This window comes from Saccharothrix tamanrassetensis (assembly GCF_014203665.1).
GTDB classification, from domain to species: domain Bacteria; phylum Actinomycetota; class Actinomycetes; order Mycobacteriales; family Pseudonocardiaceae; genus Actinosynnema; species Actinosynnema tamanrassetense.
In genome coordinates, this window is record NZ_JACHJN010000011.1 from 295,431 (window position 1) to 320,230 (window position 24,800).

22 protein-coding genes are annotated in these 24,800 nt (G+C 72.3%); 19 read left to right on the top strand and 3 right to left on the bottom strand.

Annotated elements, in window-relative coordinates:
- Position 1: 1 nt before the first annotated feature.
- From FHS29_RS30535 to FHS29_RS30555, 5 genes are read left to right on the top strand one after another with little or no spacing between them, the layout of a single operon-like run.
- Positions 2 to 2,677, top strand: coding sequence for a SaeA-related protein (locus FHS29_RS30535; RefSeq protein ID WP_184696610.1), 2,676 nt, complete (start codon positions 2 to 4; stop codon positions 2,675 to 2,677).
- Entirely contained in the window at positions 2,655 to 3,863 is a 1,209-nt protein-coding gene (locus FHS29_RS30540; protein ID WP_184696612.1) for a TRAFAC clade GTPase domain-containing protein, read from the top strand. The genes FHS29_RS30535 and FHS29_RS30540 overlap by 23 nt, the downstream gene beginning before the upstream one ends.
- 1 nt (position 3,864) lies before the next feature.
- Complete coding sequence (locus tag FHS29_RS30545; protein WP_184696614.1) at positions 3,865 to 6,210, top strand: GTPase-associated protein 1-related protein; 2,346 nt, start codon at positions 3,865 to 3,867, stop codon at positions 6,208 to 6,210.
- On the top strand, positions 6,207 to 7,769 hold the full coding sequence (locus tag FHS29_RS30550; protein WP_184696615.1) for a TRAFAC clade GTPase domain-containing protein: 1,563 nt from the start codon (positions 6,207 to 6,209) through the stop codon (positions 7,767 to 7,769). The genes FHS29_RS30545 and FHS29_RS30550 overlap by 4 nt, the downstream gene beginning before the upstream one ends.
- A gap of 19 nt (positions 7,770 to 7,788) precedes the next feature.
- Positions 7,789 to 7,929 carry a hypothetical protein gene (locus FHS29_RS30555; protein WP_184696617.1) on the top strand — a complete coding sequence of 47 codons (141 nt, stop codon included), beginning with the start codon at positions 7,789 to 7,791 and terminating at the stop codon, positions 7,927 to 7,929.
- Positions 7,930 to 7,985: 56 nt separating this feature from the next.
- Here FHS29_RS30555 and FHS29_RS30560 read toward each other — a convergent pair whose 3' ends face one another.
- Both FHS29_RS30560 and FHS29_RS30565 read right to left on the bottom strand, forming a co-directional pair.
- Positions 7,986 to 8,498 (bottom strand): DUF1360 domain-containing protein, encoded by a 513-nt coding sequence (locus FHS29_RS30560; RefSeq protein ID WP_184696618.1) that lies wholly within the window; start codon positions 8,496 to 8,498, stop codon positions 7,986 to 7,988.
- Between the two features lie 72 nt (positions 8,499 to 8,570).
- Positions 8,571 to 9,473, bottom strand: coding sequence for a LysR family transcriptional regulator (locus FHS29_RS30565; RefSeq protein ID WP_184696620.1), 903 nt, complete (start codon positions 9,471 to 9,473; stop codon positions 8,571 to 8,573).
- A 209-nt stretch (positions 9,474 to 9,682) separates the two neighbouring features.
- Between FHS29_RS30565 and FHS29_RS30570 the strand changes: the two genes are divergently transcribed.
- From FHS29_RS30570 to FHS29_RS30615, 12 genes are all read left to right on the top strand, one after another.
- On the top strand, positions 9,683 to 11,086 hold the full coding sequence (locus FHS29_RS30570) for an MFS transporter (protein WP_312865168.1): 1,404 nt from the start codon (positions 9,683 to 9,685) through the stop codon (positions 11,084 to 11,086).
- A gap of 91 nt (positions 11,087 to 11,177) precedes the next feature.
- Complete coding sequence (locus FHS29_RS30575) at positions 11,178 to 11,609, top strand: DUF6010 family protein (RefSeq protein WP_184696624.1); 432 nt, start codon at positions 11,178 to 11,180, stop codon at positions 11,607 to 11,609.
- Between the two features lie 363 nt (positions 11,610 to 11,972).
- Entirely contained in the window at positions 11,973 to 12,623 is a 651-nt protein-coding gene (locus FHS29_RS38330) for a LuxR C-terminal-related transcriptional regulator (RefSeq protein WP_184696626.1), read from the top strand.
- A 95-nt stretch (positions 12,624 to 12,718) separates the two neighbouring features.
- The gene (lanKC, locus tag FHS29_RS30585) at positions 12,719 to 15,331 is read left to right on the top strand and encodes a class III lanthionine synthetase LanKC (RefSeq protein WP_184696628.1); all 2,613 of its coding nucleotides are present in this window, start codon (positions 12,719 to 12,721) and stop codon (positions 15,329 to 15,331) included.
- Complete coding sequence (locus FHS29_RS38650) at positions 15,303 to 15,380, top strand: hypothetical protein (RefSeq protein WP_446689073.1); 78 nt, start codon at positions 15,303 to 15,305, stop codon at positions 15,378 to 15,380. The genes lanKC and FHS29_RS38650 overlap by 29 nt, the downstream gene beginning before the upstream one ends.
- 76 nt (positions 15,381 to 15,456) lie before the next feature.
- The gene (locus FHS29_RS30590) at positions 15,457 to 16,665 is read left to right on the top strand and encodes an MFS transporter (protein ID WP_184696629.1); all 1,209 of its coding nucleotides are present in this window, start codon (positions 15,457 to 15,459) and stop codon (positions 16,663 to 16,665) included.
- Positions 16,658 to 18,580, top strand: a complete 1,923-nt coding sequence (locus FHS29_RS30595; RefSeq protein WP_184696631.1) for a prolyl oligopeptidase family serine peptidase — start codon at positions 16,658 to 16,660, stop codon at positions 18,578 to 18,580. Before FHS29_RS30590 ends, FHS29_RS30595 begins: the two co-directional genes overlap by 8 nt.
- Positions 18,581 to 18,871: 291 nt before the next feature.
- Positions 18,872 to 20,020, top strand: coding sequence for an aKG-HExxH-type peptide beta-hydroxylase (locus tag FHS29_RS30600; RefSeq protein ID WP_184696634.1), 1,149 nt, complete (start codon positions 18,872 to 18,874; stop codon positions 20,018 to 20,020).
- A complete protein-coding gene (locus tag FHS29_RS30605; protein ID WP_184696636.1) occupies positions 20,013 to 20,306 on the top strand; it encodes a hypothetical protein in 294 nt (97 codons plus the stop codon). Before FHS29_RS30600 ends, FHS29_RS30605 begins: the two co-directional genes overlap by 8 nt.
- Before the next feature lie 60 nt (positions 20,307 to 20,366).
- Complete coding sequence (locus FHS29_RS38690; protein WP_459166149.1) at positions 20,367 to 20,483, top strand: LWPPW motif RiPP peptide; 117 nt, start codon at positions 20,367 to 20,369, stop codon at positions 20,481 to 20,483.
- A gap of 45 nt (positions 20,484 to 20,528) precedes the next feature.
- On the top strand, positions 20,529 to 22,142 hold the full coding sequence (locus tag FHS29_RS30610; protein WP_221456864.1) for an FAD-dependent monooxygenase: 1,614 nt from the start codon (positions 20,529 to 20,531) through the stop codon (positions 22,140 to 22,142).
- A gap of 235 nt (positions 22,143 to 22,377) precedes the next feature.
- On the top strand, positions 22,378 to 22,656 hold the full coding sequence (locus FHS29_RS30615; protein ID WP_184696638.1) for a hypothetical protein: 279 nt from the start codon (positions 22,378 to 22,380) through the stop codon (positions 22,654 to 22,656).
- Positions 22,657 to 22,813: 157 nt separating this feature from the next.
- Here FHS29_RS30615 and FHS29_RS30620 read toward each other — a convergent pair whose 3' ends face one another.
- Positions 22,814 to 22,993 carry a hypothetical protein gene (locus FHS29_RS30620; protein WP_184696641.1) on the bottom strand — a complete coding sequence of 60 codons (180 nt, stop codon included), beginning with the start codon at positions 22,991 to 22,993 and terminating at the stop codon, positions 22,814 to 22,816.
- Positions 22,994 to 23,002: 9 nt separating this feature from the next.
- Here FHS29_RS30620 and FHS29_RS37230 point away from each other — a divergent pair, with 9 nt between their 5' ends.
- Positions 23,003 to 23,650, top strand: a complete 648-nt coding sequence (locus tag FHS29_RS37230; protein WP_246441001.1) for a helix-turn-helix domain-containing protein — start codon at positions 23,003 to 23,005, stop codon at positions 23,648 to 23,650.
- Between the two features lie 289 nt (positions 23,651 to 23,939).
- Positions 23,940 to 24,581: an RICIN domain-containing protein gene (locus FHS29_RS30630; RefSeq protein WP_184696643.1), complete on the top strand. Its 642-nt coding sequence runs from the start codon at positions 23,940 to 23,942 to the stop codon at positions 24,579 to 24,581.
- The last annotated feature ends 219 nt before the right edge of the window (positions 24,582 to 24,800 follow it).

Here is a 24,800-nt window from a genome sequence, read left to right on the forward strand (position 1 = left end):
CGTGCCGGACGACTTCGACGCCTACCGCACCACGGTCCTGGACACCGCGCGCCGGGCGGGCAACCAGCCGCCGGCCGACCTGTTCGTCCGCTACCACCTGGACCCGCGCGGCGTCGGCACCCCCGAGGAGTTCGCGCGGCAGGTCGCCGCGGTGGCCAAGTACTGGCGCGCGCTCAAGCTCAAGAAGCTCTACCAGCCGCTGGCCACGGCCCTGCTGGCCGCGCACACGGACCTGGAACGCCGCAGCCTGCTCAACCTGGAGGCGTTCACCGAGCAGCGCGAGCAGGGGCGCGGCAAGGCTCAGGAGCAGCTCGACCGGCGGATCGAGGTGATCGCGTCGTCGTCGCCGTGCATCACGTTGACGGGCCTGCACCGGCTGGTCGGCGGCGTCGACAACGCGTTCACCGAGCAGGAGGTCCGGGAAGCGCTGAAGGGCCGCGGCATCACGGTGATCGACCCGCCGTGGGACCTGCCGCCCGGCCCGGCGATCCCGGCGGCGCGGTCGTTGCGCGCACCGCTGACCGCGCTGGGGTTCAAGCTCTCGCCGGAAGTCCTCTTCGGAACGGAGGCCGTCCGCGCGGGCTTCTCGCTGCGCGACGGCTTCCGGCTGGCCGCGGACAACCGGATGGTCACCCTCGCCCTGCTGGAGAAGGCGCGGGACGAGCAGACCCGCACCAGCCAGGACGAGCGCAAGACCGCGATGGACAACGTGCTCGCCATCCTGCTGCCGGCCACGCAGGCGAACACCGTGCGGGAGCTGATCACCTGGGAGGTGCGCGAGCACCTGCGCCCCGACCTGGAGGCGGGCCTGCCCGTCCGGCTGATCGCGCACACCGCGACCGAACTCGGGCTCGACGCCACCGAGGCGCTGCACCTGGCCGTGACGCTCGCGGGCGAGGGCACCACCGGCAAGCGGGACGGCGGCACCGCGCAACTGGTCGCGGAGGCGCTGACCGCCGGGGAGTTGCAGGAGGCGCGGCGGCTGTTGGACGGCCTGCTCGCCGGCGAGTGCGTCCAGGAGCGGGCGCAGCTGGACGAGGCGCTGCGCCGCGTCGCCGACCTCCTGGCGCGCGCGGAGGCGGCGTGGGCGGGTGGGGACCACGAGGACGCGGCCGGTCTGCTCGCCGCGGCCGGCGAGATCGCCCGGGACGACGAGACCCTGTCGGCCCGGCTCGCCGCCATCCCGCCACCGCCGCCGGGCGAGGTGACCGCCGGCCTGGACGGCGACCGCGTCGTCGTGCGGTGGACGCCCAGTCCGGCCCGCACGAACCCCGTGCAGTACCGGCTGGTCCGCTCCACCGGCACCCCGGCGGTGTCCAGCGGCTCGGGCACCACGGTGGTCGAGACGTCGGGCAACGAGGCCGTCGACGAGACCCCGCCCACCGCGGACCCGGTGCACTACTCGGTGTTCGCCTCCCGCGGCGGCGCCTGGTCGGCGGGCGCGTCGGCCCCGGCGGTCGAACCGCTGCCCGAGGTGGTGGACGTGCGGCTGACGTCCGACGAGACATCGGTGACCGGCACGTGGCGGGCGCACCGGGACGCGGTCGAGATCGAGGTGACCCGGACGCCGCGGTCCACACCCGGGGCGTCGCCGGAGAAGGTGCCGACGCGGCACGACGGCGGTTCGACGTTCGTGGACAGCTCCGTGCGCAGCGGGGAGACCTACGACTACGCGTTCCGCGCGGTCTACCACACCAGGGCGGGCGCACGGCGGGTGTCGGAGCCGGTGGTCGCCTCGGCGAGCCCGGTCACCCGACCCGAGCCGGTGACCGAACTGGCGCACGAGGTGGTGCAGGAGTACGGCCGCGCGGTCATGCGCCTCACCTGGCGGAACCCGGCCGCCGGGGACGTGGAGATCCGCACGTCGGTCGACGGGCCCGAGTGGCCGGTCGGCACGTACATCACCAGGCAGGCCGCCAACGGGTTCGGGCAGCCGGCCGGCGGGAACACCACGTCGGAGAACGGCCGGGCAGGCCTGGACATCCCGGTCCGGCAGGGTCGGGTCACCGCGACCGCGATCACCTCGGCGGGCGACCACGCGGTGGTCGGCGCGAGCACGTCGCTGTCGCTGGTGGACAAGGTGACCGGGGTGCGGGCGGACCGGCTCGACGACCTGGTGCGCGTGCGCTGGATCTGGCCGCGGGGCGCGCACGTGGTACGCGTGCGGTGGTGGCCGGACGACGGCGTGGTGCCACCGGTCCACGTCGAGCAGGTCGAGATCTCCGAGCGGGTCCACACCGACGGCGGCGGGGCCGAGTTCACCGCCGGCGCGGGACCGCTGGTGGTCTCGCTCCAGACCGTGACGCGCACCCGCGACGAGGAGAGCGTGTCGGCCGCCGTGCTGACCAAGGTGGCGGGCCGTCCCGCCAAGGTGTCCTACGCGGTGCGCCAGGTCGGTCTGCCCGGCCTGCGCAAGCTGACCCTGACGTTGACCAGCGACCGGCACTGCCGGCTGCCGCCGGTCGTCGTGGTCCACCGGACCGACGGCATCCTGCCGCTGCGCCCGGACCGCGGGCGGGTCGTGACGACCTTCCCCGCGCAGAACCTGTCGCCGGGACTACCGCTGTCCCTGCCGCTGCCCGAGCGCCCGACCCCGCTGTCGGGCTTCGCCTGTTTCGTCGACCCGAACACCGAGCACGCTGACGAGGTGACGCTTGTTCCCCTCATTTCCCGGTAGCCGTCTGCACTGCCCGTACTGCTACCGCCCGTTCCGGCTCAAGGAGATCCGCTTCCGGTGCTCGGGTCGGATCGGCTCGCGCAAGAAGTGCTCGCCCTCGCTCGACCGGGTCCTCGCCGACCAGATGAACGAGCACGACCCGCAGATGCCGGTGTTCGACGCGGACGGCCGCAAGGCCACCGCCGTGCACGAGCCGTGCGGCGCGGAGACCCACTACCGCGTGTGCCCGCGCTGCCACAGCCAACTCCCCGTCCACTTCGGACAGACGGAGAGCAAGCTGATCGCACTCGTGGGAGCGAAGGACAGCGGGAAGACGGTGTACATGACCGTGCTGCTGCACGAGCTGATGAACAAGGTCGGCGAGCGCTTCAACGCGTCGGTGCTGGGCGCGGACGAGGCGACGCGCAAGGAGTTCCAGAGCAAGTACGAGCAGACGCTGTACGAGAAGCACGAGCTGTACGGCTCGACCAAGACCGCCTCGGCGGAACGGGGCGGCCGCAAACCGCTGGTGTTCAGCTTCACCACGGGCAAGGGCGGCAACCGCGTGCGCCGGTCCCTGCTGTCCTTCTTCGACACCGCCGGCGAGGACATGAAGTCCGAGCACAGCATCGACCAGAACGTGCGGTACCTGACCAGCTCCGACGGCATCATCCTGCTGCTGGACCCGTTGCAGATGCGCGGCGCCCGGTCCCACGCGGACAGCGACGCCGTGCTGCCCGCGCTCGGCGAGAACTCCCCCACCACGGTGCTGACCGGCATCATCGAGCAGTTGCAGGGCCGGCTCGGGGTGAAGGCCAACCGGCGCATCGACAAGCCGATCGCGGTGGCGTTCACCAAGATGGACGCCCTGGAGGGCTACCTGCCCGCGGAGAGCCCGCTGCGCCGGATGCCGCCCGGCGGCGCGAACTTCCACGAGCACGACAGCCTGGAGGTCCACCAGCACATGCGTGCCCTGCTGCACGAGTGGTCGGGCCACAACCTCGACGAGACGCTGGCCGCCAACTTCACCAGGTACCGCCTGTTCGGGCTCTCCGCGCTCGGGGAGAGCCCTCGGCTGGAGGGCGAGGGCGCCACGCAGCGGGTGTCCGAGCGCGGTGTGCAGCCGCGGCGCGTCGAAGACCCGTTCCTGTGGCTGATGAGCGAGTTCGGCGCGATTCCGAAGAACACCAAGCGGTCCGGGGAGTGACATGGGGTTCAGCCAGCTCTACTACACGTCCTGCGAGCGCGGGCTGTCCGGCCACCCGGGGTACCAGTTCAACGCCGCCACGCCGGGTGTCGCGCCCGACGTCATGGCGGACGTGGAGTCGCTGACCGCCTACGACCCGCCGAAGTCGGTCGCCTACGACTCGGACGCGGCGCAGATCGCGCGTTCCCCGGTGAACCTGTGCTACCGGCCGGGCGACTCGACCGTGCTCGCGAACGTCGTGTTCGTCGGCAACGACTACTCGCGGCGGTTCGGCAACTACTTCGCCCACGCGCTGGTCACCGACGACATCGGCCGGGACCTGGGCGACCTGCTGCCGATCGAGCTGTGGCGGGCGGAACTGTGGCACCGCGACCCGGTGGACGACCCGGCGCTGCCGGCCGTCGAGCACCCCGTCCGCGGTGCGCTCGACCGCGCGGCGGTCGCGCGGTTCGTCGCCGGCCACCGCGCCTCGCGGCACCTGGCCGCGCTGCTCACCGCCGTGGACCGGGTGCTCACCACCGGGGAGCGGAAGGTGGTGATCGTCGACGACGACGCCGACTCGGTGGCGCACTGGATCGCCGCGGTCTCCTACCTGCTCCCGGCGCGGGCCGTCCGGCGGATGTCGTTCGCGACCTACGAGAACGCGCCGCGCTACAGCAGGCTGAACGTCATCGGCACCGTGCCGGAGTCCGACGTGGACCGGACGGCGTTCGAGACCTACCACCTGTTCGACCTCGTCGCCGGGGAGACCAGCGGGCTGCCGGTGCACCCGCTGGCCGAGATGCTGGTCTACGTCGGCGTCGAGTCGGCGCTGGAGCTGTGGCGCCAGGCGGCGCAGCTGGCCGACGGCGACGAGCGGGGGCTGGACGACTGGCACGCCGTCGTGCTGGCGTCGATCGGGGCCGACCGCGCCGACGCGCCGGTCGTCGTGCCGTGGCTCGCCCGCAACGCCCACCGGTTGGGCGCGGCGACCGTGGACCGGATCGGCAGCGGTCTCGACGTCGGCGGCTGCCCCGCCGCGTCCCTGGCCGAACTCGCCGCGGCGGCCCGCGAGGTCGGCTCGCACGCGTTCGCCGAGCACGTGGAGATCGCCTGGGTGAAGGCGTACGTCAGCGGTGACGCGCAGGGCCCGGAATTGTCGTTGCGCTCCCCCGCGACACGCGCGACCGCGGCCGGGGTCGTCGCCGAGAGCCTGCGCGCCGCCGTTCTCCCACGGGTCGCCGACCTGCTCGACTGGGCACGGCGGTGCGAGATCGACGTGGACCGCGGCACGCTGCACGAGATCGGTTCGCGGGCGCTCGGCCCGAAGCTGCTCGCCGATCCGTCCGACGAGCGCGTGGACGGCCTGCTGCGGACCTGGCCCCACCTCCGCGCGGGGGTGGTCGAGCACGTGACGGCCCGCGGCCGGCTGCCGGAGCTGGTCGGGCTGCTGAAGTCCGACGTCGCCGAGGTGCTCGCGCTGCGACAGCACCCCGCGCTCACCGCGGCGGCGACGATCGCCGACGCGCAGACCGGCGCCGTCCACCGCACGGTCGCGCTGAGCCGGATCACCACCGACGTCCCGCCCAGCCCGGACGTGCTGGAGGCGCTGTGGCCGGACCGCGCCTGGACCCACGACGAGGCGTCGCTGCTGCTGCGCGACCTCGTCCCGGCGCTGCTCTGCACACCGCCCCTGCTGGCCTGGCTGGACGCCGCGCTGCTGGCCCCACCGGTCGACGGCGACGTCTACGACCGGCTGTGCGCCCAGGCGCGCGAGCACCCCGCGTTCGACCGGATTCCCGCGACCACGCGCCGCCACGTCGATGCGCGGTTCCGCCTGGGGAACATGGTCGAGGCCGTCGTCCGCGCCGACTCGTCCCAGGCGTTCTCCGCGCGCCTGGCGAGCCTCCGCAAGAGCTACGCCGGGTCGTCGCCGCAACGGCAGGCGACGATCCGGGAGATGCTGCTGGACCGCATGGAGGACATGCCGATCAGGTACTTCGCCTTCGTGCTGGTGAAGCTGCCGGACCTGTGCACCGCCTACGTCGACGAAGCCCGACCGGACCTGCAGGTGCGCACGGCGAACCCACAAGCGGCCGCCGACCTGCTGATGATCGTGTGGGAGCTCAGGCGGCTGGGCGGCACGATGCCCGAGGCGCGCGTCGTCCAACGGGAGCTGGAGAAGATCGCGCTGGACGCCCTGCGGAAGTGGCGGCGGCGACCGCTGCGCGACACCATCGCGCTGCTGCGCGACCAGCGCTCCCCCAGCGCGGCCGAGTGGTTCCAGGAGTGGGCCGACGAGAAGACCGGCACCGCCCTCACGCGCTTCTTCCACAAGCGGTTCTTCCCGAGGGGGTCGACCACATGACGACGTTCGGCACGGTCATCGCGTTGGGAATCTTCGCCGTCCTGCTCGTCCCCGTGGTGTCGGGCGGTCGCTTCGCCGTCCAACTCACCAAGCAGTACGTGCTCGCCGTGGCGAGCGGTTACGGCATCGGCAAGACGCCGGAGATGCTCACCGCCAAGCCGCCCGCCGGCAAGCGCACCGAGGACCAGGAGCCGGCGTGGGAGTACTACCTGCTCAAGCAGGCGTGGCGGGACATCCGGCACGTGCACACGTTGGGCGTCAAGAGCTTCGGCAAGGGCATCGCGGCCAGGAACCGGGCCTTGCTGGACAAGTGCTTCGTCGCGGAGGAGGGCCGGCCGCCGAAGGAGCCGCGCGCGAAGTGGTGGGGGTGCCTGCAATACCTGGGGATGGCGATCGGCCTGCCGGTGGCGGCGTTCATCCTGCTGACCGCCGGGCTGGCGGGTGTGGCCGCGCTGGGCGTGCTGCTGCTGGCCAGCCTCGGCGCGCTGTACGCGCTGCGCCTGTTCGACACCGCCGTCCTGCGCGTCCGGGGGATCACGGTGACGTGCAAGACGTGCGGCAACCGCGTCACCTACCCGCTGTACGGCTGCCCGGGCTGCAAGACGCTGCACGGCAAAGTCCGTCCGGGCCGCTACGGGATGACCCACCGGCGGTGCAAGTGCGGCAAGACGTTCCCCACCCTGATGGTGCTCACCGCGCTGGTGAAGAAGCCGCAGGACAAGCCGACCCTGTGGTGCCCGCACAGCGACGACCCGCACCAGCTGGCCGAGCACGCGGGCGAGACCCGGGAGATCGTGCTGCCGGTGTTCGGGGCGCCCGGCGCCGGGAAGAGCCAGCTGATCACGGTGCTCCTCATCGCGGTGGAGACGATGGCGGGCCGGGCCGGCGGGAAGGTCTCGTACGCGGACAAGAGCACCAAGGACCGCGTCACGCAGGCCCGCGCGACGCTCCAGTCGACCATGACGACCACGAAGACCAGCCCGGCGCAGCGGGACGCCATGATCCTGCCCGCCTTCTCGGTGCACGTGGCACCCCGGCGCGGGCAGCGGAAGCTGCTGCACGTGTTCGACGCCGCGGGCGAGATCTTCGACGACGGTCGCAAGATCCAGGAGCTGGAGTACTTCAAGAGCGCGCGGACGTTCGTCTTCGTGATCGACCCGATGTCCATCAAGACGGTGTGGGACACGTTCGAGGAGTCGCGGAAGCAGGAGTTGGAGAAGCGGCGCGCCAAGCCGGAGCCGTACGTGAGCTTCACCGAGACGGTGTCGACGATGACGGCCATGGGCGTCGACCTGGACAAGGTCCACCTGGCCGTGGCGGTCAGCAAGGCGGACCTCGTCGGGCAGGTCCTCGCCGACGTGGACACCGAGGACGGCGAGGCGATCAAGCGGTGGCTGGACGAGCACGCCCAGGGCAACCTGGTCCGGGCGATGGACCACAACTTCAAGGACGTCTCGTACTTCGTGACCTCGGCGCTGCCCGACGAGCACAACGAGGCGCACCACAGCGTGGAGAAGTTCACCGAGAAGACGTTGGCCGACGAGGGCCTTCGCCTCTAGTCGCCCGGGAGGTACGGCCGTGGAACAAGCGCCCTATCGACGTTGGCGGGTCACCGCGTTCACGCTGTCCGTAGCGGTCGGCGCCGTTGTCGCGATCCTGCTCGCCCTGATCGTCGTACTCGTGGTGGTCGGCGTGGTGTCCTCGTTGGTCGCCGCATAGGTCCGACCCGCCGGCCCGACGGACGGGCCTCGTCCTCCGCCTGGTGCCGCGGCAGGTCAGGACCCGGCCGCCGACCGCTTGACGCGGTCGTAGCCCAGGTGCAGCCAGTCCGACGCCGCGACGGCCGTCAACGCCGTCATGACCAACCCGGTGGCACGCGGCGCGAGCACCCGGCCCGCGGTCAGCGCACCGGCGACCCACACCCCGGAGCAGAACGGACAGGTCACCAGCTCACCCACGGCGTGCCGACCGCCCTCTGCGCGCACCGTCTCGTTGACCTCGGCCTCGCCCGCAGCGCTGTCGTAGCGGGTGAACGGCGCCCTCAGCACGCTGGTGACCGAACTCTTGGTGAGCAGCCGGCTCGCCTTGTGCGTGGCCACCGACAACAGCACCACGTCACCCGCCGGGAACCGCTCGGGCAGCCGGACGCCCCGGCGCCTGCCGACCGCGGTCGCGACCCCGATCAGGGCGGCGTACGAGGTCAGGGAAGCCAGGTAACCGGCCAACGGGCGCTTCTCGCCGCCCGCGTAGGCGGATCGGATGCGGCGGAACGAATCGGCCATCGACATGGACGCAGAGTTACCCCCTGGGGCCCGCCGAAACTCATCCCTTCCGGACGTTCGACGCACCCGGCCGGGTCGTCAACCCTGTTCGTCGACGCGGCTCACGTCGAGTACGCAGCCTCGCAGCCACCGGTGAGCCGGGTCGGCGTCGAGTCGGACGTGCCACAGCAGGGACACCGTCACCTCGGGAACCCGGAAAGGCAACTCGAAAGAGCACATCCCCTGCCGCAGTTGCGCGGTGTGGCGTTCCGGGACGGTGGCTACCAGGTCCGAAGCGTTCGCCAGCGCCAGCGCCGCGCTGAAGCCGTCGACGACCGTCACGACGTGCCGCCGGCGTCCCGTCGGGCGAAGCACCTCGTCCGCCAGGCCCGCGGTCAGGCCGCGGCGTGAGACGTGCACGTGTCGAGCGGAGGCATACCGGGCCGTCGTCACCTTCCCGGTGCTCAGCGGGTGTGCGCCGCGCACCACGCCGATGAACCGGTCGGTGAACAGGGGGTGGCTCAGCACGTCGGGAGCCGGCGCGTGCCCGATGACGCCCGTCTCCAGGTCGACCGTGCCGTTTCGCAGAGCGGTGGCGTCTTTCCTGGTCTTCCGCAGGAACCGCAGCCGCACGCCGGGTGCCTCCCGGCCGACCCTGGCCACCAGCGCGGGGCCGAAGCTCTCCACGAAACCGTCGCTGCCGCGCAACGCGAAAGTCCTCTCCAGCGTCGCCAGGTCCAGCTTCTCGGCCGGTCGCAGCACCTCCTCCGCCTCCTGCACCAGGCCACGCACCCGGTCGCGCAGTTCGAGTGCGCGGGGCGTGGGGACCAGGCCCCGGCCCGCCCGCACCAGCAGCGGGTCGCCCGTGGCCCGACGCAACCGAGCCAGCGCGCGACTCATCGCCGACGGGCTGAGGGCGAGCCGTTCCCCCGCCCGCGTCACGCTGCCCTCCTGGAGCAGGACGTCCAGCGTGACCAGCAGGTTCAGATCGGGCCGGGCCATGCGCCCACGATCCCACAGGCCGGCGGGACATGGCGTTCCGTGCACAAGTGGCTTGCTGTTGTTGCGCGTTCCGCCAGGTCGGATCGCGACCTACGGTCAGGTCGATCCCCGTCGACTTCCAGGAAGCGACCACTCCCTTGAGACCAGCAACCCCGTCGGGCACCGAACCCGGGCAGGCAACGCCCGCCCGCCGTCCGCCTCTGGCCCGGGTGCTCACCGCGCTGTCGCTGTCCGTGCTGCTGCCCTCGCTGAGCACCAGCATCGCCAACGTCGGCCTGCCGTCCATGGCGGTGGCCTTCGACGCCGCCTTCCACGAGGTCCAGTGGGTGGTGATCGCCTACCTGCTGGCCACCACGACCCTGGTCGTCGGCGTCGGCCGACTCGGCGACCTCGTCGGCCGACGCCGCCTCCTGCTCGGCGGCATCGCCGCGTTCACCCTCGCGACGCTGCTCTGCGGGCTCGCCCCGAACCTCCCCCTGCTGGTGGCCGGGCGGGCGCTGCAAGGCGTCGGCGCCGCCTGCATGATGGCGCTGACCATGGCTTTCGTCGGCGAGACGGTGACCGAGGACCGCACCGGCCGCGTCATGGGGCTGCTCGGCACGATGTCGGCGGTCGGCACGGCGCTCGGGCCGTCCCTCGGCGGAGCCCTGATCGCCCTCTTCGGCTGGCGTGCGATCTTCCTCGTCGGCGTGCCGCTCGGCCTCCTCGCACTCGCACTCACGTTCCGGGTGCTGCCCGACCCCGCGCCGGCGGCCGGCTCCGCACGCGGGCGGTTCGACGCGGTGGGCATGGCGTTGCTGGCGGTCACGCTGGGCGCCTACGCGTTGGCCATGACGGTCGGAGGGAACTCGTTCGGCCCGCTCGGCGTCGGACTGCTCATCGCCTCGGCCGCGGGCCTGGTCCTGTTCGTCCTCGCCGAGAGCCGGGCCCCCTCCCCGCTGGTCGCCCTCCCGATGTTCCGCCACCGCGTGCTCACCGCCGGCCTGACGACGAGCGCCCTGGTCTCGACCGTCGTGATGACCACTCTCGTCGTGGGCCCCTTCCACCTGGCCCGGGCACTCGACCTGGCCCCGGCCTCCGTCGGACTGGCGATGTCGGTGGGCCCCGCCGTGTCCGCGCTCGCCGGCGTCCCGGCAGGCCGTGCCACCGATCGCTTCGGCGCCCACGCCATGGTCGTCGTCGGGCTCGGCGGCATCATCTGCGGCGCCGCGGTGCTCTCCTTGATGCCCACCTCGGCCGGCGTCCTCGGCTACGTGCTTCCCCTGGTCGTCGTCACCGCCGGCTACGCGTTGTTCCAAGCTGCGAACAACACCGCGGTCATGGTGGACGTCTCGCCGCAACGACGTGGCCTGGTGTCGGGCATGGTGAACCTGTCCCGGAACCTGGGCCTCATGACCGGCGCGTCGGTGATGGGAGCGGTCTTCGCCTTCACCGCCGGCACGAGCGACGTCACCACGGCCGCGTCGGCGGAGGTGGCTCGCGGGACTCGCAGTACTTTCGCGGTCGCGGCTCTCCTCGTGACCTTCGGCCTGGTCGTGGTCCTGTGGCCTCGGCTACGTGCCCGACCCTCACCCGGCCACAGCGACGGCCCGGTGGCGAGATCCCGTCGGTGATTGTCCTTCCGGCCACTCCTGGGATCGGCCGCGGCTCCTTAACGTCGGAGACGCCACTGCTCCTTCACCCAGAGACGGCAGATCCGCAGCCATGACCGTTGTCGCGCCAGTCCTCATCGGCGTCCTGTACGTCCTCCTCAACTCCCTGATCCGGGAACCCCACCGCCGCCGGTTCAACGCCGTCATGGTCGGCGGAGCCGGAGCGGCCTACCTCAGCGGCGGGGGCTTCGGCCCCTGGGAGTTCGCCTTCACGATCGTCGCGACCTACTGCGCCTACCGCGGCCTGGAGTCGTGGACGTTCATCGGCGTCGCCTGGCTGCTGCACACCGCCTGGGACGTGGCCCACCACGTGCACGGCAACCCCATCGTCCCCTTCGCCGAGCACTCCTCGCTGGGCTGCGCCATCTGCGACCCGGTGATCGCCGTGTGGTGCTTCGCCGGCGGCCCCTCGCTCACCGACCGACTCCGCGCCCGCTTCACCCGCCTACGACCACCCGCCGGAACGGGGCGCGATCCGGCTTGACCGGACAACCGTGACACCCCTTCCGAGCGCTGCCGCCCGCCACGCGTCGACCCCGGTGGGCGGGTCGCCACCGGGCGGAGCTCCACATCCGAGGTGGACTATTTCCGCCACACCGCCGACGCCGCACAAACGGTGATCGCGTGGTGGGATCATGGAGCAGTATCGCCATCGACAACCCTCCGTGCCGACTTCTGCCGGAAATCTCACTCCCCGTGTTTTCTTTTTCCGGGATATCACGAGTGATTCTCGGGTCGACGTCACCCGAAAGAGTGGATCTGGTCGAATGCGATAAGTGCGCGTAACGCCGGGCATCGCACTGCGGAAACTACCCCTGCAAGGGTGCCGGAGCAGGGGAGAACAGCCGTGGATTGTGCGAGTGTCGCCGGCCGCGACCTGCTGGTAGCCGTGATCGACGACCGTCCCCTGGTCCGCCAAGGGCTGCTTCGCGTGTTGCAGCGCGCGCCGGGTATCGGCGTGGCCCGGTGCCTGCCCGATGTCCCGGAAGCTGACGACGCCATGCGGTACGACGTGCTGATGATCGGCATCCACTCGTTGGACAGCGTGCAGATGCTGCAGCGGATCCACCACGTGGTCGGCCGGTGCCCACTGCTCCTGGTGTCGGACTCGTTGGTGCTGTCGGCCGTCATGGTGTTACTCAACGCGGGTGCCGACGGGTACCTCACCATCGACGCCGACGAGCACGCGCTGTGCGAGGCCGTGCACCGCGTCGCGAGCGGAAAGCCTTATCTGGCAGCGGCTATCGTCGAACTCATCGGTGGCGCCCACGCGGAGCCCACGCCCCACCTGGCGCCGCGGGAGGCCGACGTGCTGCGGCACATCGCGGCCGGCCACACGCACGCGCAGACCGCCGGCCGGATGGGCGTCAGCGTCGCCACTGTGGAGACCTACCTCCAGCGCATCCGCAAGAAGTTCGCCATCGACACCCCGACGCACCTCGTCCGGCTCGCTCACCGCGCGTACGTGCGACACCTGCTGGAACAGCACGGAGCGTGACGCGGAAGTCCACAGAATCCCCGACTACGAATTTCCCGCCGCCGCGGGCAGAGTCGGCCCCGATTCGCAATCGCGAGAAGGGCGGCGATGAGTCGATGGACCTGGGTGTCGTCTACCTCGAGCACTGTCTGGCCGATCCGGACTTCTACGACTCGTTGCAGGGTTGGGACGATTCGGCGACCCGGTTCCCGTTGGCCGGCGCGCAGCCCCCTCCCGGGTGGGCGAAATACCAGGAGCGCTTATGGGTCTCATTCGCGCCCGAAGGTGTGCTGCCACCGGACCAGGGCTGGAAGGTGCACGTGTCGGCCACGCCCGCCAACGCCGAACACGTCCTGTCCGTGGTCGCCGAGCACTGCCTGCGCAGTGGGTTGACGTTCAAGTTCCTGCGCAGCCGGCAAGCCCTGCAACTGGCCAACTCCAAGTACGCCGACCGCGCCGCGAGCGGGAAGTTCTGCGTGCTCTACCCGTCCGCGGACGACCTGGAGCGCACGGTGACCGCGCTCGCCGCCGCCCTGGAGGGGCAGCCGGGCCCGTACATCCTCAGCGACCTGCGGTGGCAGTCCGGCCCGGTCTACCTGCGCTACGGCGCTTTCCGCACCCGGCACTGCCTGGACGACTCGGGTGAACCGGTGCTCGCGCTGGCCGACCCCACCGGCCGCCTGGTGCCGGACAACCGCACCCCGGTCTTCCGGCTGCCCGAGTGGGCGCCCGTCCCGCCGTTCCTCGCCGACCAGATCGCCGACCGCGCGGAAGGCGAATTCCCCTATCACGTGCGGCAGTCGCTGCACTTCTCCAACGCGGGCGGGGTCTACCTGGCCGTGGACCCGCGCACCGGTCGCCAGGTGGTGATCAAGGAGGCCCGCCCGATGGCGGGGCTCGACGAGGAGGACGCGGACGCGGTCGCCCGGCTGCACCACGAGCGCGCCACCCTGCTGCGGCTGGGCGGTCTCGGCCTGGTGCCGCGGGTGCTCGACTCGTTCACCTGCTGGGAGCACCACTTCCTGGTGCTGGAGCACATCGAGGGCGAGTCGCTCCAGCGCTGCGTCGGTGAACGCCACCCGTTGGCCGCGCCGGAACCGGACGCCCAGGAGGTCGCCGAGTACACCGGGTGGGCGGTGCAGGTCGTCAAACAGCTCGGCGACGCCTTGCACGTGCTGCACGAACGGGGTGTGGTCGTCGGTGATCTCCAGCCCTCCAACGTGATCGTGCGCCCGGACGGCCGCATGGCGCTGGTGGACCTGGAGTTGGCGCTGCCGGTGGACGGCGGCGGCCGGCCGGCGCTCGGCGCGCCCGGTTTCAGCGCGCCGAGCGGCTGCACCGGGGTCGAGGTCGACGAACACGCCCTGGCGGTGCTGGCGCTGTGGCTGTTCGACCCTTCCGCGCCCGTGTTGTGCGCCAGGGATCCGGGCAAGGTGGAGCTGTTCCTGGCGGAGCTGTCGCGGCGGTTCGGCGTCGCGGAGAGCTTCCTCGCCGACATCCGGCGAGGCTTGCGCCACCGGCCGGTGCACGCGGTCGACCCGGTCCGGTCGGTCCGGGAGGCGCTGGCCGACCCGACGCCCGAGGACTGGCCTCGGCTGCGGGACTCCATCGCGGCCGGGATCCTGGCCACCGCCACGCCGCAACGCGACGACCGGCTGTTCCCCGGTGACGTCGCGCAGTTCCGGTCGGGTGGGCTCGACCTGACCCACGGTGCGGCCGGTGTGCTGCTGAGCCTGCACACCGCCGGCGTGCCGGTCGACCCCGAGCACGTCGAGTGGCTGCTGCGCGCGGTTCCCCGCTGGGAGCGGCCCGGAACGGGCTTCTTCAACGGCCTGCACGGCATCGCCTACGTGCTGTACGGACTCGGGCATCGGGAAGACGCACTATCCGTATTGGACAGAGCGACCGCCACCCCTCCCGCGCCGACGCACGGGTTGAACAGCGGGGCGGCCGGGGCGGGTCTGAACCTGCTGCACTTCGCGACCGTCACGGGCGACAGCGCGATCCTGGCCGAGGCGATGGGGATCGCCGACCGGCTGGCGGAATGGGTCCGGTCGGGGAACGCGGCGCCCGACCGGCCGTCCGCCGCCGGCCTGCTGCACGGGGTCTCCGGCGTGGCGCTGTTCTTCCTGCACTGCCACCGCGCGACGGCGGACGACACGTTCCTCGACCTCGCCGCGACGGCCCTGCGCGCCGACCTGGCCCACTGCGTGGCCGGGCCGCGCGACACGGTGAACGTCCTGGAAGGACATCGGCTGCTGCCGTACATCGGAGTCGGCACGGCGGGGATCGACCTGGTGCTCCGGCAGTTCCTGGACCTGCGACGGGACGACGACCTGGCTGTCGTGCACGAGCGCGCCCGGCGCACCTGCCGTGCCGAGTCGGCGATCTTCCCCGGGCTGTTCACCGGGCACGCCGGCCAGTTGGCCTGCGCGGCGCTGACCAGCCAGGGCCCGCCCCTGGCGGACCCGGCCGTGCGCTCGCACCTGCGGGCGCTGTCCCGGCACGCGCAGTCCTACCGCGACCACCTCGCCTTCCCCGGCGAACAACTGTTCCGGCTCTCCACGGACCTGTCGACGGGCGCGGCCGGTGTGCTGCTCGCGCTGCGGGTCGTGTTCGAGGACCGGTCGGACCTGTTGCCCTTCATCGACCCGGGGAGGGAGGTGAACAACCATGACCGCAGTGCTGGAGCTCCAGAGCCTGGAGACGCCCCAGGTGGAGGCTCGTAACCCGAGCAACATCCTGAGCACGTATCTGCACCCCGGCTGCCCGCTCTGACGGGTAGTCACCCGGTACCGGCCGGTGGGCGGCACGACCTGCCCGCCGGCCGGTCCTCGAGAAAGGTACGGGTGCGGTGCCCCCGACACGGCTGCTGGGCAACCGGGACTTCCGACTGCTCTGGTCGGCGCAGGCGCTCACCACCACCGGAACGCTCTCGGCGATGGTGGCGTTGCCGCTGTTGGTGCTGCACCAGACCGGATCGGCGGCGGTCGCCGGTCTGGTGGGTTTCGCGGTGCTCGCCGCGGCGGCGCTGGCCACGTTGCCCGGCGGTCGGGTGGCCGACCGGTACGACCGCCGCGCGGTGCTCGTCTGCTGCGCCGGCGGCAGCGCGATCAGCACCGGACTGCTGGCCCTCGCCGTCCACGTCGACGCGGCGACGATCCCGGTCGTCCTGCTGCTGACGGTGCTGCGCGGCGCGCTGGCCGGCGCGTTCGGTGCCGCCGGCGCGGCAGCACTCCCGCACGTCGTGCCCCCCGCCCAACTGCCGACCGCATTGGCCACCAACACCGCTCGGCTGGCGGCCGCGGCGCTGGTCGGTCCAGCGCCGGCCGGGGCGCTGTTCGGAGTGTCCCCGGAACTGCCGTTCTGGGCGGCGGCGGTGGCCCTGCTGGTCGCCACGGCGTGCGTCATGGCGATCCGGACCCCGTTGCCCGCGCCGGCCGGCACCGGGCCGAGCGGCCTGACGACCGGGCTGGTCTTCCTCTGGCGGGACGGGGTGCTGCGCCGGATCACCCTCGTCGGCACCGCGCACAACGCCGTGTTCAGCGCGGTGCCGCTGTTGCTGGTGGTGATCGGGCTGCGGCAGCACGACTCCGGCCTGTCGATCGGGCTGGTGTACACCGCGACCGGCGTCGGATCGCTGGTGGGCGCGCTCGCCGCCACCGCGCTGAGCCGCCGGCTCCCGCCCCGGCGGGCGCTGCTGATCACGTGCTGGGTGCCGGCCGTCCTGCTGGCCCTCGCCGCGATCTCCCCGAGCCTGGAGTCGCTCGCCGTGGCGCTCACCGCGGGGTGCCTGGTCAGCCCGCCGGCCGACGCCGTGCTGACGTCGGTCCGGGTCGTGCGCACGCCGGACGCGCTCCAGGGGCGGACGCAGGCGGCCGTGGGCCTGGTCGGCATGTGCGCGACCCCGCTCGGTCCGCCGGCCGCCGGACTGCTGCTGGACCACGTCGACGTCGGCGTCGCACTGCTCGTGCTCGCGACGTCCCTGGCCGCGTTGGCGGTCGTCGCCACGCTGAGCCCGCAGCTGCGCCACGTGCCCGCGCCCGGAGGTCCCGATGCCTGACCCCTTCCGGTGGCTGGAGGAGGAAACGGCCGACGTGCTGGCGTGGCAGGAGGCCGAGGACCGGGCCGCCCGCGAGCACCTCCACGCCTACACGGCGTGGCCGACCGCCCTGTCGACCGCCCGCCGGTTCAGCGTCCCGGCACTGGCCTACCAACCCGCCGAGCTGCACGGTGGCCGCTGGTTCCGGGAACGGGTGCCGGACGGAGCCCACAACCCGGTGCTGGAGGTCGCCGAGACCGCCGCCGGTCCGGGACGGGTGCTGGTCGACCTGACCGACCGGGAGGCGAGGTCGGCGCTGTACTGGTCGCCGTCGCCGGACGGGCGGCGGCTGGCCTTCGCGGTCGCCGACCCGCCGCTGTTCCGGGTCGTGGACGTCGACTCCGGCGAGGTCCTGCTGCCCGGGCTGCCGTGCGGCGGCGTCCACCGGGTCACCTGGCTGCCGGACAGCACCCGGTTGTTCTGCGTGGTCGACGAGCTCACGCGCTCGACCGGCTACCTCGTGCGGCTCTCGGCCGAGCCGGAGGTCGAACGCCAGGCGTTGCCGGCGAACCCGGTCACCCGGCGGGTGACGGTCTCACCGGATGGCCGGTGGGCCCTCGCGCACGACTCGGACCGGCCGAACTTCCTGCGCGACCTGGAGGACGGCTCCGGCTGGGTGCCGTTCCTGCGGGACGCCACCGGGCGCTTCCGCGGAACCGTGGTGGGCGGGGACTTCGTGGCGGTCACCGACCAGGGGGCGGCCAACGGCCGGGTGGTGGCGATCCCGCTGGACGGCTCCGCCTGGCGGGAACTGGTGCCGGCCGGCGACTGCGTGCTGTTCTCGGTGGCGGACATCGGGACCGAACTCGTGCTGGCCGAGTACGCCGACGGGGCCGGCAGGCTCCGCCGGATCACGCCGGACGGCACCGTGCTCGGTGAGATCCCGTTGCCGGACAAGGGAATGGTCTGGCCGGGACCGGGCCGGGACGAGGGCATGGTCACCGCGACGCGCGACGGGTGCACGTTCTCGTTCTCCTCGCTGACCCGTTCGCCGGCCACCTACCACTACTCGGCGGGCGACACGGCGCCGCGGCAGGTCACCCCGCAGCAGGTCTCGGTCGACGGCGCGGTCATGCGCACCGGAGTGGCCGACGGCATCCCGTACAAGGTGGTGTGCGAGGCCGGGCACCCCGGACCGCGACCGTTGATCATCGGCGCGTACGGCGCGCTCAACATCGCCTGGCTGCCGGCGTACCTGTTCGCGCTGCCGGCGGCGTGGGTGCACCTCGGCGGCGTCTACGTGCACGCCCACCTGCGAGGCGGCGGCGAGTACGGGACCGCCTGGTGGCAGGGGGCCCGGCGGCACACCAAGCAGAACACCTTCGACGACCTCTACACCGTCGCGGAGCACCTGGTCGACCAGGGCTGGACGACACCGGAGCAGCTCGGCGTGTTCGGCGCCTCGCTCGGCGCGCTGCCCGCCGCCGTGGCGGTGACGCAGCGCCCGGGGCTGTTCCGCGCCTGCGTCGCCATGATGCCGGTGCTGGACCTGCTGCGCTGCCGGAAGGACCCGGCGACCATGGCCGACATCGTGGCCACCGACCTCGGCGACCCGCGCGACCCGTCCGACGCGGCGGTGCTCCGGGCCTACTCGCCCTACCACCAGGTGCGTGACGGCACCGCCTACCCGGCGGTGCTGCTCGACTGCGGCGCGGCGGGCCGGAGCTGCCCCGCCTGGCACGGCCGGAAGATGGCCGCCCGACTGCGCCGGGCCACGTCCTCCCGGCACCCCGTGCTGCTGCGGGTGCGCCCGGCCGGGCACATCACGGAGACCACGCCGGAGGACCTGCTGTGGCGGGATGCCGAACAGCTCGCGTTCTTCGCGGAGGAACTGGGGCTGCCGCTGCCGAAGGACGCGGCCGGAGCTGTCGGTTGACCGGCGGAAGTGCGTTCGAACCGGGACGACCGGGAGCCGGCATCCCGCCGAAGTCCCGGCCGAACGGCCGCGACCGGAAGTCGACCCCACCTGGAACAGTCCTTTGTAGACAGCTTGGTTGACTCAAGCGCTTACGCCAGAAGAGAACCAGCGAATTCAACCGATCAGCGCATTGAGGTCCGGTGCCGGAGCCTGCCAGGTTGGGACTTGGAGGTGCACGGTCACGCGGGGACGACGTCAGGTCGCGCGCCGGTGGACCGCAGTGCCCTCCACTGGGGTCGGGGAGGTCTCATGCCGGTGGTCGCGGACGGCGTCGTCGCGGTCGAGCGGGAGCTCGCCGGGCATCCGGAGTTCGGGGATGCCGGGCTGATCGCCCTCAAGGCCGTCGAGTTCTACCGGTTCGCCCTGGAGCTGCTGAGCGAGCGGTCCGCCGCGGTGGCCGGGCTGCTGGCGGGCATCCGGGGCCCCGACGGCGAAGTGCCGACGGGGGTCGCGGAGGACCCGCTGGTGCGGGTGACGCTGGACGAGGCCGTGTCGCGGCTGGAGCGCGGAGTCCTGGACGAGGGGGCGTGGTCGGAGGTCGTCACCATGCTCCGGCTGGTCGGCGACGCGCTGGACGCCCACGGGACCGCCGCGTCGCCGACGGGGGCCGAGCTGTCCGGCGGGCACGCGGTGCGGGTCGCGCCCGGACGCCGGGTGTGGTTGTGCGGCCCCGGCGACGAGCGGACCGGACCGCTGGGGCGCACCTTCCTGGCCGCCTTCGACCGGGACTTCCTGCGTGGCGTCCCCGGTGACCTGCTGCCGCCCTCGGCGCGGGCGGTGCGCGAGCTGGAGGCCGGGTTCGCGGCCCTGTGCGCCCTGCTGCCGGAACTCGGTCCGGGCATCGGGGCGCACTACACCGGGCTGGGTGAGGTGGACGTGCGCACCGAGGGCGAGACCTTCCTCGCCGGGAACGTGGGGCGCATCCCCGGCGTGGTGTTCTTCTCGCCCGACCGCACGTCCCGGCCGTGGCGGCTGGCGGAGTCGGCGCTGCACGAGGGGCTGCACCTCAAGCTGTTCGACATCCAGCGCTCGGCGAGCGTGTTCGAGGAACCGGACCGGCTGCCCGACGGACCGAAGGTGAAGGTGCCGTGGCTGAAGTGGTCCTCCGCGGTGGCGCCCAACGAGTGGGCGCTCGACCGGGCACTGGGCGCCTTCCACGTCTACGCGCACGAGGTCCTGTTCGACGCCGCCGTGCGCACGCGGCTGACCCCGGAGCTGGTCGAGCGGTTCGGCGCGCCGGAACCCGGCGACCGGGCGTCGCTGTACCGGGTGGCGCCCGAGCGGGCCACCTACCTGGGCGAACAGCTCCTCGGCGAGGTCGGCGCCGCCCTCACCGACCACGGGCGCGAGTTCGTGACCTGGCTGCTGGGCGCGGCGCGGGCGGCCGCCGATGCCTGACCTCGCCCGCGCCACCTACTCCCACGCCCCCGGCCTGCGGGTGCGGCCCGTGGAGGCCGCGGACACCCTGATGGTGTTCACCCCGCGACCGCCCAAGGTGCACTGGCTCAACCTGGCGGGCTGGTACCTCTTCGAACTCGGCGACGGCGCTCCGGGCGAGCGGATCGCCGAGGAGTACGCCGACGCGGTGGCCGGGCAGGTGCCGCGCGAGCAGGCGCTGGAACAGGCCCGGACGTGCCTGGCGGACCTGGTGCGGCGAGGAGTGCTCGTGGAAGGGGCGCTCTGACCGCAGCACGGGGTTCGCCGGCCCGTTGCCGCACGACGCGCAGAGGGGAGGTGAACGCTCATGACCGAGCAGCTGAAGAAGAGGCTGTCCAAGGCCAGGACGGTGAACCCGCCCAAGGCCACGGCCCCGTCCCGGGACCAGCGACTGTGGCCCCCGTGGCACATGCAGAAGGACTGATCCACGTCGACGTGTCCGCCCGCCCTCCGAGGTGGGCGGACACCCGTGACCGGGGGTCTCATGCGCGAAGTGCCCGTGCTGGTGGTGGGCGGCGCGTTGACGGGCCTGTCCGCCGCCGTGTTCCTGGGCGTGCACGGCGTACCGTCGCTCGTCCTGGAGCGCCGCGACGACATCCTCGCGCACCCGAGGTTGCGCGGGCTGCTGCCCCGGGCGGTGGAGGTGTACCGCCAGGCCGGGCTGGAGCGGGCGATCCTGGACCGGTGCCCCACCGCCACCCCGCGCGAGCTGGTGTCCGTGTCCGCCCGGACGCTGGCCGAGGAGCACCGACCGCTGAGCGAGGTCACCGCCGGGGAGCCGACCGACGCGCGGTCGCCGTGCGCGTTCGCCCCGATCGCCCAGGACGAGTTGGAGCACCTGCTGGTGGACCGGGCACGATCCCTCGGCGCGCGGGTGCTGTTCGGCGTCGAACTGGTGGCGCTGGCGCAGGACGCCGACTGGGTGACGGCACGGGTGCGCAGCCGCTGCGGGGCGGAGGACACCGTCCGCGCCCGGTACGCGATAGCGGCGGACGGCGCCTCCAGCGGTGTGCGGCGGGCATTGGGCATCGCGTCCCGAGGGCCCGGAACGCTGTTCCGGATGGCGACCATGCACGTGCGCGCCGACCTGTCCCCCGCGTTGCGCGGACGCCGCATCGGCATGGCCTACCTCGGCGAACCGGCGCCGGGCACCACGCTGGGACCGCTCGACGACAGCGGTGAGCACTGGTTCTTCGGCACCGCCCGACCCGACCGGTGCGACGCGGACCCCGCCGCCTGGGTCCGGGCGGCGACCGGCCTGCCCGACCTGGACGTGGAGCTGCTGGAGCAGGTCCCCGGCTCCGGCACCAAGGTCTTCACGTTCCCGATCGGCGCCCGGCTGGCGCGCGACTACGGTCGCGGCCGGGTGTTCCTGGCCGGGGACGCCGCCCACCTGATGCCCCCGACCGGTGGCCTGGGCGGGCTGACCGCCGTCGAGGACGCCCACAACCTGGCCTGGAAGCTCGCCCTGGTGCTGCGCGGGGCGGCCGGCCCCCGGCTGGCGGCCACGTACGAGGCCGAGCGGCGTCCGGTCGCCGAGCGCGCCACCGCTCAGGCCCTGGCCCGCGCCAGGGTGACCTGGCGCCTGCCCGACCTGGACACCGAGCCGGCGGCGGACATCGACAGCCTGGTCTTCGGCAACCGCTACACCTCCACCGCCGTACCCGGGAGCACCGGCAGCACGCCCGTTCCGCCGTTCCCGGCGGGAACCCCGGGCACGAGGGCGCCGCACGTGTACGTCGACTCCGACGACGACACCGGGCTGTCCACTCTGGACCTCTACGGCACCGACCCGGTGCTGCTCGTCGGTTCCGCGGGCGACCGCTGGGCCACCGCGGTCCACCGTGCCGCCGGGCTCCTGGACGTCGCGGTCGAGGTCTACCACCTGGACCCGGACGTCGCCGAGCAGCACAACCTCGGCCCCCGCGGCGCCCTGCTGGTGCGCCCCGACGGCTATTGCGCCTGGTACGCCCGCGATGTCGACGGCGATCCGGACCGGGTGGCCGAAGACGTCCTGCGTGCCCTGCTCGACCGCGATCCGCACGGAAGCCCGTTCCCCCAACGGCTTCACCAGCAAGCGTGACCCGATTGGGCCGAACAGTCCGATGTGGACTCGGAACGGAGTCGTCCGCCGGTACCACACCGCTGTCCGACGCCAATGGTCGACACCCGAACTGCTGACAAGACACCGGAGTCCGTCCGGTTAGGTGTTCGTCGACCTCCGCACCGTTGTCACACAATCGGGTTGCCAGGCGGCGTGTCGACGAGTCCTCGGAGACGATGATTGCGCTAGGTCCACTACAGATGGAGGTTTTTCCGTGCGAACCCTTTACCGTTTGATCGCCGCCGGCGCCCTCTCTGCGCCCCTGCTCATCGGCGCTGCGGGCCTCGCGTCCGCGGACACCGACTACCACCAGAGCCACACCGGGGCCGGGCCGTACGGGGCCTACCACCACAGCGTCTGGTCGGGCACCGACGGCCACAACCACTCGTACTACCACGAGCACTTCTCGTGGGCGGGCCCGGAAGGTGCGGGTACGGGTCACGTCAGCGCCTCCGCCGGCGACCACTACGGCCACGACCACGACGACGACTAGGACCGGCAGGCACACGAGTCGTCACCGAACCGGGTGGCGGGCACTTCCGTCACGCTTTCGTCGGTGTCGATGACGACCTGAACCGCACAGCCACGACCGCCCGACAGCGGTGAACCTGTCGGAGTTGTCCCTCATGGCAGCAACAACCAGACGGTCGTCACTGGTGTGCCTCGATGTTCCGCTGTGGTGACCCGGACCGGGTCACCACAGCGGAACGGCAGGGACAAGGCCGGAACACGCGGATGTCACCGGTGACGGCCTTGAGGTTCCCCTCGATCGCCTTGCCGTCGGCCTCGCGCTCGGTCGGGACGCAGTCGTCCGTCCAGCGGTCGGCCACCTCGCTCCGTTGACAGTCGCACGGCAGCACCCCTTCGTTGATCGGCCGCACGCCGGGTTCGCCGATGACCGCCCTTGTGCTCACGGTCGCGACCCGTTTGAACGTCCGGCCAGGATCCGTTCGATCACCCTCGGCGCGTCTCCCTCCTCCGACCAGTTCGCGCACCAGTTCGCGCACTGTGTCCATTCGGCGCGCGTGCTCGCGGTCGTCCGTGACCAGGACCAGGCCGCAGCCTTGCTCGGTGGCCCCGCGCAGCGCGTCCAACACCACGTTGCCGGCTCGGTGTCCAGTGCGCCGGTCGGTTCGTCGGCCGACAGGACCCGGGGTTCGCGCACGCGCTTCGACACGCCGCAACGCCGACCCGCCCGTCGCCGCCGCCGCGAGCGCGACGACCGCCCCCGCCACGACCGGAGCGGCGATCCCAGCGTCAACAGCGGTCGAGCGCCCTCCGGGATGCCCGGCGTCACCGATGCATCCACACCACCCGGGTCGCGCGCGGCCGACGAGCCCGGAGATCGCAGCCCGCTGCACATCTCGCTCTCGACGGTGAAGACCCACCTCGCGTCGGTCCAGGCCGAGCTCGGCACCCGCAACCGGGTCGAGGTGGCGTCGTGGGCCTGGCGGTGCGGTCTGGTCGGACACCAGGATTCCGGCTGAACCGGCGACACCACGGCACAACGGCACAACGGCAAAAAATGCCGTCATCCGATGGAACCACTTGTTAAATCAAGCCGCCTCCTTGCGATCCCGACCGACGCCCTGATAGGAATTGGCCACACGCCGACAAGGAACGGAACGTTCGCCCCGAACGGGAATTCACCAGTAGAAATCAACTAATCCAATTGGGCGTTCACCAGGCCGCAGACCTGCGGAAACAGCACTTCTGCGCACCCTCGACCCGGCGTGCCATCACAATTAAACGTTTGAATTCCAGGAGGACCGAACCATGGGCACCAGGTTCCGCATTCTCGCGGCAGTGGTTGCCGGAATCCTTTCGACGACAGGCCTGGCGGTCACCGCACAGGCCGCGCCGGTCGCGGAGACTTTCACCTTCGACGCCGCCCAGCAGACCACCGAGCCGGTGCGGCAACAGGACGGCACGGTCAGGACGATGGGCGTCTTCGGGCCGTTCAACGTCCGCGCGGCGCACAGCGACAAGTGCCTCGAAGTCCTCGGCGGCACCGGGGCCACCGGCAACGGCGTGCAGGTCCAGCAGTGGGCCTGCATGGGCCCCGCGCAGACCAACCAGCACTGGTACTTCACCGACAGCGGCGACGGTTACACCTACTACGTGACCGCCCGGCACAGCGCCAAGTGCCTCGGCGTGCGCGGCGGGACCGGCGCGACCGGGAACGGCGTGGACGTCCAGCAGTCGCAGTGCGTCGCGTACAGCCAGAGCAACCAGCGGTGGCAACTGTTCACCCAGGACCGCGGGGCGACCCTGCTCGTCGTCGCCCAGCACAGCAGGAAGTGCCTGGACGTCCGAGGCGGCACCGGGGCCACCTGGAACGGAGCCCAGGTCCAGCAGTGGCAGTGCATGGCGGCCAACACCCAGACGAACCAGCGCTGGTACCTGACGACCGTGTGACCGCGCGGAGCCGACTCGCACGGAGCCGACTCGCGCAGACCTGACTCGCGCAGTCCCGACCAGCGCCGCCCCGACTCGCGCAGTCCCGACCGCCGCGAGCGAGAAGTGGGCGGGGGGGCGGGCCCCCGCCCGGCCCGGGGGGGCCCGCGCGCGCGCCGGGGGCCCCGCCCGGGGGGCGGGGGTTCTCCCGGGGTGGGGGGGCCGGCCGCGACTTCGGGT